The following is a 13,126-nucleotide window of genomic DNA, read 5'->3' on the forward strand; positions in this document are numbered from 1 at the left end:
CATACCTGAAAAATGAAACTTCTTTACGCACAAACCGTATATATATAAAGGTTCGTACCAAGAAAGTAACTTCATAAATGAATGAATATAGGTCAGGACTTTGCTTTTTGATAAGTGAAGCATTACCTCATTTGTTGTTTAAGAGTAAAGGAAATGCTGTTTGAACATAGAATATAGTAAATAAGATCGATTTGTTAGAGGAGGGATAGGCAGAATGATTATTGGATTAGTATCAGTCATAATGATTTTTGGTATACCGATTGTTGCGATTATTACTAGCCATTTAAGTTCTCAAACCGAATTAAAGGCGAAAATAATTGAAGATCAAATAAAATTAGAAGAACTAAAACATCAAAATTATTTATTAGAAACGGATAAAATGAGAAGAGAATTAGAAGCACAGCTCAAACTCGATGATAAAAAGTTAGTATAAGTGAAAACAAAGAGCCGTTCATTAATCAATAAGCGGCTCTTTGTTTATTATGATAGGATCATCCATTTTTTTTACCTCGAGATAATGAATTTGGTGACCATCGATTTCGGTTACAGTAAACAAGTATCCATCTAACTCTAATTGGCTACCAAGTTTAACATCAAAATTTAATGTGAGGAACCATCCTCCAATTGTATCAATCTCATCATCCGGCAAGTCAAGGTCTAACAAATGGTTAACATCTTCAATTAATACTTTAGAATCAAGAATATAATGGCCTTCTTTTATCTTACGAATTTCAGGAATTTCATCTTCGTCAAATTCATCACGAATTTCACCTACAATTTCTTCAACAATATCTTCAACGGTTACTAATCCTGACGTTCCACCATACTCATCCATTAAGATTGCGAGATGTATACGATCTTTTTGCATTTTTATTAATAAGTCGTTAATAGGAATGGTTTCAATAACGCGCAACACAGGATTAATGAAATCATGTATAGAAAGCTTCTTTGTTTGTTCAGGCTGAAGGTTTGCGGTGAGAAACTCTTTAACATTAACAAAACCGACAATATTATCTTTATTACCGTCGACAACTGGATAACGAGTGTAACGTTCTTGTTTGATAATATTTCTAAGGTTTTCAAAGGAATCATCGATAGAAAAAGTAATAATTTCTGTTCGTGGTACCATGATTTCTTTCGCTACTCTTTCGTCGAATTCAAATATATTATTCATGTACTTTAATTCGTTTTTGTTGATTTCCCCACTCTTATAACTTTCAGACATTAAAATTCGTAACTCTTCTTCCGAGTGTGCTGCTTCGCTCTCAGATGCGGGTTTAAAACCGAAAAGAGCTACAATTAGACGGGCTGATCCATTTAACACCCAAATAAAAGGATAGGTAATGCGGTAAAACCAAATAATAGGTTTAGCAAAACCAAGAGTAATGGCTTCTGCCTTATGAATAGCGATCGTTTTTGGGGCCAATTCACCAAGGACCACATGTAAATAAGTCACAATCGCAAATGATACACCAAACGAAATCACATGTGTAAGAGAGGCATTAAGATTAAAATTATTAAATAATGGCTGTAATAACTTGAGTACTGTGGGTTCACCTAACCACCCCAATCCAAGTGCTGTTACAGTGATTCCTAGCTGACATGCGGATAGATATTCATCTAAATGGGTGACTACTTTTTTTGCTGAGACAGCTTTACTATTCCCTTCCGCTATCAATTGATCAATCTTAGACATTCGAACCTTAACTATTGCAAATTCCGTCGACACGAAAAAAGCAGTTAAAGCAATAAGTATAACAAGTAATATTAAATTTAACGTTACCGTCAAAATGTAATCGTCTTACTTTTGGTAAGACTTTCACCTCCTATATTTTGCTTCATGAATGTAAGTCTCAGGAAGTGACGAGAATTCATGTCTTACCATTACATTGTCCAACTTTCCTATAAGCAATGCCTTTTTATTTGTTTATTTTAAGAGTAAAAGCAATGTTTGAATAAGGGACATACTTTCGGAAGAGACATTTTTCTTAATATACTCCTGACTTGTTACATCAGTCTTGTTTAAATGGGCAAGCACCTCTGAAACATCATCCTTTAACCCATTAATCTTAATTCTTAATTCACGTACATCAATTTCTTCTGCTTCTTGAACATCTTTTTCATCCAACTTTTTCTTAATATCCACTAATGACATACCCTCTGATTTCCATTTTTCAATTAAATGTAATCTTTCTATGGCTGATACGTCATAATAGCGATAATTTGAAGGAGAACGTTCTGCTTCAAGCAACCCAAGGTTTGTATAGTGATCAATGGTTCTTTTAGTTAAATTTACTCTTTCTGCTAATTCACCGATTTTTAGTTTCTCGTTCCCAACGTGATACCTCCAAACTATAACGTTATGGTTAAATTATACTCCTGTCCAGTTTAGTTGACAATAGTTTCGACTTACAAAATAAATCCAATCGTTTTTCAATTGACATATGACACGTTGTCATTTAAGATTAAAACTAATTATGACACACTGTCATTTTTGGGAGGGGAAATATTGAATACGCCATTAAACCAAATCGTTAAGAAACTTCGTTTGCAAGGGATAAAGGCTTCTATATGTAAAAAGCCACAAGGTTTAAGGAATATGCACAGCTGATTTTGGTAACATCGGCATGTATTTACCGGCAGTATTCCCATTAGGTGAGGGGAAACTATAGATAGGGGAAAACCTTATTTATTTTTAAATAAAATAGGAAGGATGGCATTCACATGAATATGAATCCTTTTACTGATATGCCTGTATTTGTTAAGAAAGAAATTGAATTATTAAATGAACGTTTAGCGCCAACGATGAGAGTTGCTTCTCGTTATTCGTTATTTTCATTTCCGCTTGTTGTTTTCTCAATCATGAATATCATCATTGTTCTTTTCACCATGCCCATGGATGAAAACACTTGGATTACTTTGCTCATCTACTCCATTTTAGGTGCTGTAGGTATGGCTTTATCAAAAGAATCGAAAATCCGCAGAAAAGCAATTGAGAAAATAAGCGTTGATTATATGATCCAACGTATTAATGAAAGCAAAATAGCAACTGAACAAATGAAAAAAAGATATATCATAATTATTAATGAGAAGCCTGTTATGGCGCTTGCACAATTCATGGAATTCCTGCGTGAAGAACAGCGCCGTTCCTCGTTTTAGATTGATTCCTTTAGGGAGGGGAGTATATAATGCCAAAAATCACTTTTTATAATTTATCAATTGAAAAACGCGAAAAGCTTATCAATGCTGTGAAGCAAGAGTTTTCTCGAGTTCCACTATCGCAAGCATCCATCAGTAATATTGTAAAATCTGCCCGTATTCCAAGGGGGAGTTTTTATCAATATTTTGAAGATAAGGAAGATGCTTTTTTTTACTTGCTAGAAGAGAGAGTAAAAAGGAATCAAAGTGAAGTTTACTTTTTATTGAATAAGCACAATGGGGATATTTTTGAAATGATGATTGCTTTTTTCGAAAAGGTGATTACAGAACAAGATGAGAATCGGAACTTTCTCAAAAATTTGTTTTTAAATATGACATATGAAGTAGAACATGAATTTGGTCGAAGTTTCAAGGGATATGAAACGAATCAGCAGTTTGTCCAATTTGAATCAAAGGTAAATAAAGAAATATTGCATATCTCAAATCAGGACGAGTTTAAGTATTTAATGAAAATACTTACTTCTGTTTTACTACGGAGTATTATTGAAACATTTTCTAAGGATCAATCGAAGGAAGATGCACTAAGAAATTTTAAGTTAGAAATCACTCTCTTAAAACGGGGACTTAAAAAATAATGATGAAATGAGTAGTAGTTGGAATGAAAATTTATTCTTTCGTTTCAACTCTTTTTTTGCTGAATTGCTACTGAAAGATCGCATCTATGTGATTTTTTCACAAAATTCCAAAAATATACATAGTGGTGCTATAATAAGAATAGCAATAGTCAATATAGCCATTATTCCCCGTAGAAGGGGGGTGTTGCTTTGTCAGTTTTTGAGGCATTGGTGTTTGCTTGTACATTTACAAGTTTAATAATGGCTGTGCTACAATTCAAAAACGATGATAAAAAATAATCCACCTCATGTATAGGTGGATGGTGTCAATTGTTCATTGGCTAATGCTATTGCGAGATCGGACGGTGTTGCCGCACCACCGATCTTTTCTAATATATGCCTTTATCTAGTCCTATTATACAATAGAATGATTTTTTGGAACAAGCTTTGAGCAAAAACTTACGTTTGTTTATTTTATGAAACAGACCATTCTTGCCTTTGCCTTTTTCTAAACTTCATTTCCTGTTACAATTATAGATAAAATACGTTTAAGGGAATTTCCTTCCTTTTAGTGGGTATCGAACATGAAAATTAGATTATTCTCAAGAAAAGATAGTACACAAATCCAATCTGTTGCTAGGGAGAGTTGGCGTTATGCATATGAAGGCTTAATTCCCGAGCGAACACAGGTTGATTTTTTATTATCTGTATATACTGAAGACGCTTTAATGGAAAGTATATCTACTTCGGTTTTATTGGTAGCTGAAGAAGAAGGAGAAGTGATTGGTTTCGTTCATTTTTCATTAATAAATATTAAGAAAGAAATCGAATTAGGTGCTTTATATATTTTGCCGAGTTTCCACCGCCGAGGTATTGGTACAGCCCTACTAAAAGCGATGTTTGAATATTTTTATGATGTCAATAAAATTACGGTTTCTGTTGTTATGCGAAATGATTCTGCTTTGGATTTTTATCATTCAAAAGGGTTTAAACAACTAGGAGAAATGAATGATTCCATTTTCGGATTTAGTATTCCAACCATTGTAATGGAATGGAGAAGTAACACAAGTCCAAATGTGTAGGGGGAAGTTATGTATACCGTATTCTCAACTTTTGATGTAAATGAAAGTAAAGCAGATGAAGTGATTGAAATATATAAGAATCGTTCACGTCTAGTTGATAAAGCAGATGGGTTCGTCGACTTTATGTTGCTCCAGAATGATAAACGTAAAGGAGAATTGACAGTACAGTTAATTTTTGAAACAAAGGAAGATTATTTGCGATGGGTAAGAAGTAAAGATTTTCAACGAATTCATGATCTTGAAAAGAAGTATCCAGATAAAGAATTAGCAGCAGTCATTCCAAAAGTGTCGCAATTTAAGGTTGTGGTAAAGTGAGTAAATATGAAATGATCGCAGAAGAGGTAACAAAAAGGATATTTCAAGAGGACCCTACATTAATTGAACGATATGGTGAACGTGGGAGAAATCAAACATTTATTGATAATATGCACCACTTAGATTATTTAAAGACGGCAATGGAATTAAATACGTCAAAGATTTTCACTGACTATGCCCTTTGGTTAAGAGGTATCTTAATTAAACATGGTATGACGACGCAAACCTTGATTGATAATTTTCTTTTTTTAGAAGAGGAATTAGAGAAATGTATGATGGTAGAAAGTGAAATTAGTTCTGCATATATTGGTTTGTTAGGAGAGGCTGTCTCTATTTTAAGAGATGTTCAAGGAGGCGAGGCACAGTGACGAGAGGAGAAGAACTAGCAGAAATCCTTTTATCTGGAGCTGTTGCTGATGCTTGGGAATATATTGAGCAATTCGATTATTTGACCAATGTAGAAATATATCAAGATATTATTACACCAGCTATGGTTAAGATTGGTCTTAAATGGGAAAATTTTGAGATTACAGTTGCAGATGAACATTTGGCATCGGGAGTTTGCGATTTCATTCTTTCAAGATTAGCTGCAAAGCACAAGCTTAAACCTGTCACGGCTGCACCGACCGCCATGTTTCTTTGTTTATCAGGAGAGCAACATTATTTGGGATTAAAGATGGTAGCAAGTATATTTGAAGAGAATGGCTGGAGAACCAAGTTTTTAGGAGCAAATTTACCTGTACAATATGCTTTGCAGGCTGCGAAGGATTGGAAACCAGATGTAATTGGCTTATCAGTTTCGATTGCTACTCATTTACCGACACTTACGGAATATATGGAAGCTTTTTCTTATTTACCAAAGAAACCTAGGGTTCTATTAGGTGGAAGATTGACGAATTTATATGATTTAGCTTCTTTTACTGCTATAAAACCGGAAATTATTTCAAACTTATATGCTGTAGATAAATGGATCACTGCTTTTAATACGAAGGGGAGGAAAAATGCGATTAATTGATCTACATTTGCCGATACCGTATATACTGGCTAATAAGAATGGTGAAATCATTAGCTATACATCTAAAGCGGATGAAGTCTTTGATTTATCAGAAGGTACGATTAAAAGTATAGTTGATGAAGGGAGTATCTCCAAGTTTGAAAGGGTAGCTGCCATACCAGAAAAAAGCATGAGATTTGAAGCTAATTTAAAAACAAGAAGTATACCGATAGCACTATTTGATATTCATATCAGCTGGGATTTTCAAGGTAATGCGTCCATGCAATTTTTATACAAAGATGATGATAATGAACCATTAATGGAGAAATTACAAGCACTTCAAAACAGATTAGCAAAGACAGATTTTGAACTTTATGAGCAGAAGGAAACATTAGAACAAACATTGCAAAGGTTGGATGAATTATCAGGTCCTTTTATCTCTTTAACAAAAGAGATATGTTATATCCCTTTGTTTGGTGATATGACGGGCGATAAATTTACAACGATTATGGAACAAACGCTTGCCCGTCTGTCAGATCATGACTACAGGTGGATACTGATTGATTTAACAGCGGTTGCTAAAGTATATAATGAGGGAACGAGCGGTTTAGAGGTTTTAATCAAGAGCATTCTTCTAATGACAGGTGGAGAAGTGAGGCTCATTGGTATAAATCCGAGGCTAGCAAAAGCACTTCAACCTTATCAATTAAGAAATGTTGTTCATACGGAACAATCGTTACAAAGTTTTCTTCAATCAGTGATAAATAATCATGCTATATAAACATTGATTAACCTGAGAGGGTACGTGGAAAATGTATTGGGGTGCGCGGTGTTTATGGGTTGGCTTTGTTAAAAGAAAAGATTGCCGGATAACGACATGTTTTGAAAAATCTAAGTAAAGACATATGGGAACAATGAAGATGATCCTTTGTAACGGGAATGCGAATTTAAAAGGAAGAGAATATGGAGATTGAGATCGTTAATAAAACAACCTAGCCCATTGGAACTTAAGTTAACATGTTTCTATGGGCTAGGTTTGTAGTTGCTATACCTCTTATATTAAAATAATTTGAGTTCACCAATTCTTTCTACTGCTTCAATTAATCGTTCTTCATCGACAAGTAATCCAACCCGAACATAACCTTCTCCAAAGGTCCCAAAGCCTTTTCCAGCGGCAACAGCTACATCTGCTTTTTCCAGTAAGTAGTCAGCAAATTCTTCACTATTGTATCCTTCAGGCACTGGCATCCAAGCAAAAAACGATCCTGAAGGAGACTTGCCGTGCCAGCCAACCTTTTCACAAGCGTTCATGAATGCATTTCTACGTCTCTCATATCGAGCAACAAGTTCGTCTACACTTGTTTGATCCCCATTTAATGCATCGGCTGCAGCTTTTTGTATGGCAGGGAATAAGCTTACATACATATGGTCTTGAAGAAGGTTGATGGCTTCAATGATTTGTTCATTTCCAACCGCAAATCCAATTCTCCACCCAGCCATATTATATGTTTTTGATAATGTATACATTTCAATACCAACGTCCTTCGCTCCGGCTGTGGCTAAGAAACTTTCAGGTTTCTTCCCATCAAAGCCGATAGCACCATAAGCAAAATCATGCAAGATGGTCATGTTGTTTTCTTTAGCAAAAGCAACAGTTTCTTCAAAAAATGTGGAATCAGCTGTCGCGCCTGTTGGATTATTAGGATAATTCAAAAATAGTAGGCGGGCATCCTTTTTTTGTTTTTCTGTAAATTGTGAGTAATCAGGTAGAAACTGATTGGCTTCTTTTAAAGGAAAGGTTTCGTATTTTACATTTGCCAAAACCGCACCAGATTCATAATCAGGGTAACCTGGATCTGGTAAGAGCATTAGATCTCCCTCATTGAGTAGGCATAATGGGATTTCTACTAAACCTGCTTTTGCGCCAAAAAGGATAGCTACTTCTTTTTCAGGATCAATTTCTACCCCATATTCACGCTTATAAAAGGAAGCAGCGGCCTTCTTTAATTCATTAATTCCTCGAAAAGGAGAATATTTATGTGTCATTGGGTCTTCTGCGGCTTGCTGAAGTGATTGTACAATATGTGCAGGTGTTGGCTGGTCGGGATTGCCTTGTCCTAGGTTAATAACGTCTCTGCCTTCAAGTTTTGCAGCAGCAACTTTTTGAACAAGGGAAGCAAAAAATTGTTGAGGTAATTGCTTCAAACGATGCGATAATTCCATTTTTAATCCACCTTCATTCATTTAATCTATATACGAACGCATTTTATAACCAAAAAGACAAATTGTCCAGTTAATTTTATACAAAAGGAAATATTCGCTTTCCTTTTTTGTTTTAAAAGAATAAAGGAGAGATAGTTGGATTACTAAACTCGTTTTCTAGGGAGATTGGATGTAACATTATTTCGAACATTGACAAAAATAAAAGAGAGTAGTAATATCATATCATAAAAATTAAATGAAAAGCTTATCCAGAGTGACTGAGGGACTAGGCCCTATGACGTCCGGCAACCCCCAATATTGGGAAGGTGCCAATTCCTGCAGAATGTATCCATTCATTCTGAAAGATAAGGCGGAATATAAATCAATGCCTCTTTCAGATGATGAATAGTGGCTTTTTTTATTGGTTAAAATTCTGGTTACAGCTATGGGGAGGAAACATAATGAGAAAGTGGCTAATTGTTTTATTCATTGCAACTATTTGTTTACTAACAGCATGTGGCGGAGGTTCAGACACGAGTGGAGAAAAGGTGGATGAAACGAAAGAACTAAAAATTGGCGCTACTGCCGGTCCTTATAGTGATATGTTGAAGAAAGCTATTGTACCTGGTCTAGAGGAAAAGGGATATAAAGTAACTGTCGTAGAGTTTAGTGATTATATCCAACCTAACAAAGCTTTAAATGAAGATGATATACAAGCTAACCTTTTCCAACATACCATTTATTTGGAGAATTTCGAGAAAGAAAATAACATGGACTTAACACCATTAATTATTGTACCAACAGCCCCAATGGGGATTTACTCGAATGTGTTTAATTCAATTGATGAGATTAAAGACGGTGCAACCATTGCCATTCCAAATGACCCAACGAATGCAGCACGCGCTTTAAATACGTTAAATGACGAAGGTTTAATTACGATTGATGAAAACGCCGATCCACTAACAGTATCTGAAAAAGATGTGAAGGAGAATAAAAAGAATTTAGTTTTTCAACCGATTGAAGCAGGACAATTACCAAGATCTCTAGAGGGTGTGGATCTAGCTGCAGTTCCAGGTAACTTTGCGTTGGCAGCCGATATGGACTTATTAAGTGCATTAACACTAGAAAATATGCTTGATGATTATCGCAATGTGGTTGCAGTTAAAGCGGACTTTGAAGATAAAAAATATGCGAAAGACTTAAAAGAAGTGGTTGAGTCTGCAGAATTTGAAAAAATTATCGACGAAGAGTTTCAAGGATTTGGAAAGCCAACGTGGATGGAATAACGAAGTAATAACAAGCAAGAAACCGGACAAATTTATATGGATTTGTTCGGTTTCTAATCATCGTTGTAGAATACTGTTAAACTGATCTGTGCATAATTTGTATTTTGGTCATTCCTATATTTATGGATTGTCGAACAGCTTTTTCATCCTGGTCATTGACGTTTTTCAACCATTCGTGAAATATTGGTTGTAAGCCATAAAAGGAAGTGACTCTTCTATACATTTCATCTTTATTGAATTTTGTTTGATAAGATGCAAGAGCTTCTTTAGTGAATTGATCTCCGAAATCCCAATATAGCCCTGCAAAGTCAAACGCCGGGTCCCCTATTTGCGTATCTGTAAAGTCTATAATTCCTGATATCTCCTTTTTTCTTGGAAGATAAAGGATATTGGCACTTGTTAGATCACCATGAATCACGACTTTTGCTTCTTTAAATTTTGACACCGCTAAAAACATTTTATCAATTTCTTCTTTTTCTGCGTCTTTTAAGAACGGAAATATTTTTTTAATCAGGTCTTCATGTAATTGCGCCCAATAATTTTCACTATGTAGTTCTTCTATATTACATTTCTTTGCTTCATCTATATCCAGACGATGTAATTCTGTAAGAAATGTTCCTAGCCGTTTGGCTTCATATAAAGGAGGAGTAATCAATGAATGAGATAATGCTTGTCCTTTAATAAAGTGGTAAAAAACACCAATCATTTGTCCGTCTTTATTATAAAATGGAAGATAATTTGGTATTTCAATAATTGAAGAAAGATATGTGAGCTGGTGAATTAGCTTTATTTCCTTTTTTATTTTCACTAATACTTGTTTGGTTTTTGGTATTCGGATGACATATGTTTGATTGACAATATAGATATGATGATCCCAACCAGAATGATTGCTTTCAATCTGTATTTCCTGAAGATGCGGGAGATGGTTTTTAATTAATTCCTTCATGGAACAGTCTCCTTTTTTATTATTTTGTATAAATCGTTTTTTTGAGGGGGAAAATAGGCGAGACATCTTATAAAAGGGGAGTGAATGCAATGGAAAAAAAGTATGATAATCAAGTGGATGAGAAAATTATTGCTGCTCAAAATGAAGCTCAACAATACAATCAAATGGATACAGAATTAGAACAGTCAGAAGAAGTACAAGCCGCAATGGAGAAAAGTTATGAATATGAAGTGAAGAATCAACAACCGACATATGAACCGAATAAACCATTTTAATTAGAAAGAAGAGACTTCCATTACTTGGAGTCTCTTCTTTAATTATAGCATACCTTATTTTACATTGATGCTGTTTGATGTGCTTGTTTACTCCCATTGTGTTCGATTCGTCCATAAACTAAAAAGTAAAGAATAATTGAAGCAATCGACACAATCCCCATGTAAATGTATAACATACTGTAGCCTGTAATAGGAATCAGTAAACCTAATAAATAGGGTCCAAAACCTAAACCACCATCGAGAAAGATAAAGAAGGTAGAAGTAGCTAGCCCCATGCGATGGGGTGGCGTTAATTTGACCGCAATCGCTTGTGTACAAGACTGCATATTACCAAAGCCTAAGCCAATCAAAGCCCCCGCCACTAATAGCATAACACCATTTGCTGAATTACTAAGTAAAAATAGACCTACGCCAAATAAAATGAACGCTGGATACATCACATAATTTGCCCCTTTGCTGTCCATTAACCTACCAGTGAAAGGACGGGATAGTAAGACAGCAATGGCATAGACAAAGAAGAAAAAGCTAGCAGCACTTACTAAGTCCTTTTCAATTGCATAAAAGTTAATAAAAGACAAGACGCTTGAATAACAAAATGCGACTGTTAATGTGACGAGTGCAATTGGAAGTGCCTTTGGTTCAATAAAGCTAGATAATTGAAAACCAGATGAGTGAAATTGAGCTTTCTGATCTTCAGTTAACTCTTTCACATTCACCGTTAACCCGATAAGTAGGCCAATAATACCAAGAATCAAACAAAAAATGAAAATCGTATGAAAAGTTGTGTATTGACTCATTAACATACCGATAAAAGGTCCTATTGCTGTAGCTAAAGTATTACTCATACTAAAATAGCCGATTCCTTCACCTTTCCTTGTTTGCGGAATAATTGAAGTGACAATTGTACCACTTGCTGTACTTGCCATCCCTAATGTTAAACCGTGGATAAAGCGGGTAATAAGTAAGAAATTGACATCAATTTCAATAAAATAAAGACTTGTTGATAAACTAAATAATAGTAAGCCAATGATTAAAGTCTTCTTCCGTCCAATACGATCAATATATTTACCTATAAACAATCTTCCTACCAATGTTCCTATAATAAATATGCCAGTAACTAAGCCAGCTTGGCTGGCGGTTGCATGATGTGCTTCAACGGCATACACGGCAATCGTAACCATTAATAAATAAAACACTAATGTTAGAAAAAAGTTTACGGAAGAAACGGTGATAAAGTCCTTGGTCCATAATTTTTCTTTTGTTGAACTCATTTTCTTTTTCTTCCTCCTTACAAATTGCTTTTAATACTATCAAAAATACGAATACATTCTTCTTGTTCTTCAGGTGTGATTCCCTCTAATATTTCCATTTCGAACTGATCAATCGGAATGCGGATTTTTTTGTATATACGCTCACCTTCGTTCGTTATTTTCATTTTCTTTTCACGTTTATCCATGCTTGGGATTTTTTCTACATATCCATATTCCTCAAGCTGATTTATTGTCCTCGTGACTGTTGGCTTTTCAACACCTTGATACGCAGCAATCTCTACTAAAGTTGTTGGACCAAAATGGTAGAGATAATAGAGGATTGTCCACTGTGCCCGTTGTAATTGATGTTTCGTTAATAAGCTGTTCAGTCTATTCTCAAAAGGGCGATAAAGCATCATAAAGTGATGAAAGAACCTTTGGCTAGCAATAATAATGTTCACCTCATTTAAAATAGTTATCAATGGTAACTAATATACTATAACAAAAAGCCGTCTTGTCTGTCTATGGGCGATAGCTTTTTTTCTGTAAAATGGTAAATGTTATGTTAAAATTGTATTTCTTTTAAGATATGTTTGTAGGCTACATTTAAATTGTTATAATAAAAAGTGTTAATTTAAAAGTGTTAATTTAAAAGTGAAAAGTAGTGCGATTAAGAAAACAATTGTCAATTTTCTAAAATGTTGATATATTTAAATAGAACAACTTAATATTTTCAAAAATAGGTGTAAATAGAATGCTAGCTTGTCTATTTACTTAAAAGGGAAGTACGGTTGGATTCCGTCGCTGTCCCGCAACTGTATTTGCGAGTGATATGAAAGATACCACTGTTTCCTAAAATTGGAGATGGGAAGGTTTCGTATCATGTTGACCATAAGCCAGGAGACCTGCCTGTTTAGTGTAAACATCAATTCCTACGTGGATATAGGAGGTGTTAAGTACGGGTAATGAATACATGCCAAGGTCGCATGTTTATTTTAGTATT

The 13,126-nt window shown here is 34.7% G+C and carries 16 protein-coding genes, 1 pseudogene and 2 riboswitches; of the genes and pseudogenes, 10 read left to right on the top strand and 7 right to left on the bottom strand.

Going from position 1 to position 13,126, the window contains the following annotated elements; genetic code table 11:
- The first annotated feature begins 214 nt into the window (after positions 1-214).
- Positions 215-433 carry a hypothetical protein gene (locus tag LCM23_RS01445; protein WP_263624089.1) on the top strand — a complete coding sequence of 73 codons (219 nt, stop codon included), beginning with the start codon at positions 215-217 and terminating at the stop codon, positions 431-433.
- 21 nt (positions 434-454) lie between these two features.
- Here LCM23_RS01445 and LCM23_RS01450 read toward each other — a convergent pair whose 3' ends face one another.
- From LCM23_RS01450 to LCM23_RS26030, 3 genes and pseudogenes are all read right to left on the bottom strand, one after another.
- Positions 455-1,789 (bottom strand): hemolysin family protein, encoded by a 1,335-nt coding sequence (locus tag LCM23_RS01450; RefSeq protein WP_224934902.1) that lies wholly within the window; start codon positions 1,787-1,789, stop codon positions 455-457.
- 138 nt (positions 1,790-1,927) lie between these two features.
- On the bottom strand, positions 1,928-2,146 hold the full coding sequence (locus tag LCM23_RS26025; RefSeq protein ID WP_251162868.1) for a hypothetical protein: 219 nt from the start codon (positions 2,144-2,146) through the stop codon (positions 1,928-1,930).
- Between the two features lie 33 nt (positions 2,147-2,179).
- Positions 2,180-2,356, bottom strand: a pseudogene (locus tag LCM23_RS26030) (MerR family DNA-binding transcriptional regulator); the annotation flags it as partial.
- A 368-nt stretch (positions 2,357-2,724) separates the two neighbouring features.
- Between LCM23_RS26030 and LCM23_RS01460 the strand changes: the two are divergent.
- The 7 genes from LCM23_RS01460 to LCM23_RS01490 all read left to right on the top strand — a co-directional run bounded on the left by LCM23_RS01460 (position 2,725) and on the right by LCM23_RS01490 (position 6,945).
- The gene (locus LCM23_RS01460) at positions 2,725-3,159 is read left to right on the top strand and encodes a DUF5392 family protein (RefSeq protein ID WP_224934904.1); all 435 of its coding nucleotides are present in this window, start codon (positions 2,725-2,727) and stop codon (positions 3,157-3,159) included.
- Positions 3,160-3,188: 29 nt separating this feature from the next.
- Positions 3,189-3,794, top strand: coding sequence for a TetR/AcrR family transcriptional regulator (locus LCM23_RS01465; RefSeq protein WP_224934906.1), 606 nt, complete (start codon positions 3,189-3,191; stop codon positions 3,792-3,794).
- A 563-nt stretch (positions 3,795-4,357) separates the two neighbouring features.
- Positions 4,358-4,855 (top strand): GNAT family N-acetyltransferase, encoded by a 498-nt coding sequence (locus LCM23_RS01470; protein WP_224934908.1) that lies wholly within the window; start codon positions 4,358-4,360, stop codon positions 4,853-4,855.
- 9 nt (positions 4,856-4,864) lie between these two features.
- Positions 4,865-5,170: an antibiotic biosynthesis monooxygenase family protein gene (locus tag LCM23_RS01475; protein ID WP_224934911.1), complete on the top strand. Its 306-nt coding sequence runs from the start codon at positions 4,865-4,867 to the stop codon at positions 5,168-5,170.
- A complete protein-coding gene (locus tag LCM23_RS01480) occupies positions 5,167-5,538 on the top strand; it encodes a hypothetical protein (protein ID WP_224934914.1) in 372 nt (123 codons plus the stop codon). Before LCM23_RS01475 ends, LCM23_RS01480 begins: the two co-directional genes overlap by 4 nt.
- Positions 5,535-6,185 (top strand): cobalamin B12-binding domain-containing protein, encoded by a 651-nt coding sequence (locus LCM23_RS26035; RefSeq protein ID WP_224934916.1) that lies wholly within the window; start codon positions 5,535-5,537, stop codon positions 6,183-6,185. The genes LCM23_RS01480 and LCM23_RS26035 overlap by 4 nt, the downstream gene beginning before the upstream one ends.
- Positions 6,172-6,945, top strand: a complete 774-nt coding sequence (locus LCM23_RS01490; RefSeq protein WP_224934918.1) for an STAS domain-containing protein — start codon at positions 6,172-6,174, stop codon at positions 6,943-6,945. The genes LCM23_RS26035 and LCM23_RS01490 overlap by 14 nt, the downstream gene beginning before the upstream one ends.
- A gap of 278 nt (positions 6,946-7,223) precedes the next feature.
- Here the strand turns inward: LCM23_RS01490 and LCM23_RS01495 are convergent, their stop codons facing one another.
- Positions 7,224-8,387 carry a pyridoxal phosphate-dependent aminotransferase gene (locus tag LCM23_RS01495; RefSeq protein ID WP_224934920.1) on the bottom strand — a complete coding sequence of 388 codons (1,164 nt, stop codon included), beginning with the start codon at positions 8,385-8,387 and terminating at the stop codon, positions 7,224-7,226.
- 241 nt (positions 8,388-8,628) lie between these two features.
- Positions 8,629-8,738: riboswitch (SAM riboswitch) on the top strand.
- 89 nt (positions 8,739-8,827) lie between these two features.
- On the opposite strand from LCM23_RS01495, the gene LCM23_RS01500 reads away from it, so the two are divergent.
- Positions 8,828-9,652: a MetQ/NlpA family ABC transporter substrate-binding protein gene (locus LCM23_RS01500; protein ID WP_224934922.1), complete on the top strand. Its 825-nt coding sequence runs from the start codon at positions 8,828-8,830 to the stop codon at positions 9,650-9,652.
- A 76-nt stretch (positions 9,653-9,728) separates the two neighbouring features.
- On the opposite strand, the gene LCM23_RS01505 is transcribed toward LCM23_RS01500, so the two are convergent.
- Positions 9,729-10,598 carry an aminoglycoside phosphotransferase family protein gene (locus tag LCM23_RS01505; RefSeq protein WP_224934924.1) on the bottom strand — a complete coding sequence of 290 codons (870 nt, stop codon included), beginning with the start codon at positions 10,596-10,598 and terminating at the stop codon, positions 9,729-9,731.
- Between the two features lie 89 nt (positions 10,599-10,687).
- Between LCM23_RS01505 and LCM23_RS01510 the strand changes: the two genes are divergently transcribed.
- Entirely contained in the window at positions 10,688-10,873 is a 186-nt protein-coding gene (locus tag LCM23_RS01510) for a hypothetical protein (RefSeq protein WP_224934926.1), read from the top strand.
- A gap of 59 nt (positions 10,874-10,932) precedes the next feature.
- On the opposite strand, the gene LCM23_RS01515 is transcribed toward LCM23_RS01510, so the two are convergent.
- Both LCM23_RS01515 and LCM23_RS01520 read right to left on the bottom strand, forming a co-directional pair.
- Entirely contained in the window at positions 10,933-12,144 is a 1,212-nt protein-coding gene (locus LCM23_RS01515) for an MFS transporter (RefSeq protein ID WP_224934928.1), read from the bottom strand.
- 17 nt (positions 12,145-12,161) lie between these two features.
- Positions 12,162-12,605: a MarR family winged helix-turn-helix transcriptional regulator gene (locus LCM23_RS01520; protein WP_224934930.1), complete on the bottom strand. Its 444-nt coding sequence runs from the start codon at positions 12,603-12,605 to the stop codon at positions 12,162-12,164.
- Positions 12,606-12,847: 242 nt separating this feature from the next.
- A riboswitch (cobalamin riboswitch) is annotated at positions 12,848-13,050 on the top strand.
- The last annotated feature ends 76 nt before the right edge of the window (positions 13,051-13,126 follow it).

Source organism: Cytobacillus kochii (assembly GCF_020171845.1).
Classification (GTDB): Bacteria; Bacillota; Bacilli; order Bacillales; family Cytobacillaceae; genus Cytobacillus; species Cytobacillus kochii.

Bases quoted from the DNA above. Each gene is read 5' to 3' on its own strand.
- LCM23_RS01515 (WP_224934928.1), bottom strand. From the start codon at position 12,144: ATGAGTTCAACAAAAGAAAAATTATGGACCAAGGACTTTATCACCGTT.
- LCM23_RS01475 (WP_224934911.1), top strand. From the start codon at position 4,865: ATGTATACCGTATTCTCAACTTTTGATGTAAATGAAAGTAAAGCAGAT.
- LCM23_RS01510 (WP_224934926.1), top strand. From the start codon at position 10,688: ATGGAAAAAAAGTATGATAATCAAGTGGATGAGAAAATTATTGCTGCT.
- LCM23_RS01495 (WP_224934920.1), bottom strand. From the start codon at position 8,387: ATGGAATTATCGCATCGTTTGAAGCAATTACCTCAACAATTTTTTGCT.
- LCM23_RS01465 (WP_224934906.1), top strand. From the start codon at position 3,189: ATGCCAAAAATCACTTTTTATAATTTATCAATTGAAAAACGCGAAAAG.
- LCM23_RS01500 (WP_224934922.1), top strand. From the start codon at position 8,828: ATGAGAAAGTGGCTAATTGTTTTATTCATTGCAACTATTTGTTTACTA.
- LCM23_RS01445 (WP_263624089.1), top strand. From the start codon at position 215: ATGATTATTGGATTAGTATCAGTCATAATGATTTTTGGTATACCGATT.
- LCM23_RS01490 (WP_224934918.1), top strand. From the start codon at position 6,172: ATGCGATTAATTGATCTACATTTGCCGATACCGTATATACTGGCTAAT.
- LCM23_RS01505 (WP_224934924.1), bottom strand. From the start codon at position 10,598: ATGAAGGAATTAATTAAAAACCATCTCCCGCATCTTCAGGAAATACAG.
- LCM23_RS01460 (WP_224934904.1), top strand. From the start codon at position 2,725: ATGAATATGAATCCTTTTACTGATATGCCTGTATTTGTTAAGAAAGAA.
- LCM23_RS01470 (WP_224934908.1), top strand. From the start codon at position 4,358: ATGAAAATTAGATTATTCTCAAGAAAAGATAGTACACAAATCCAATCT.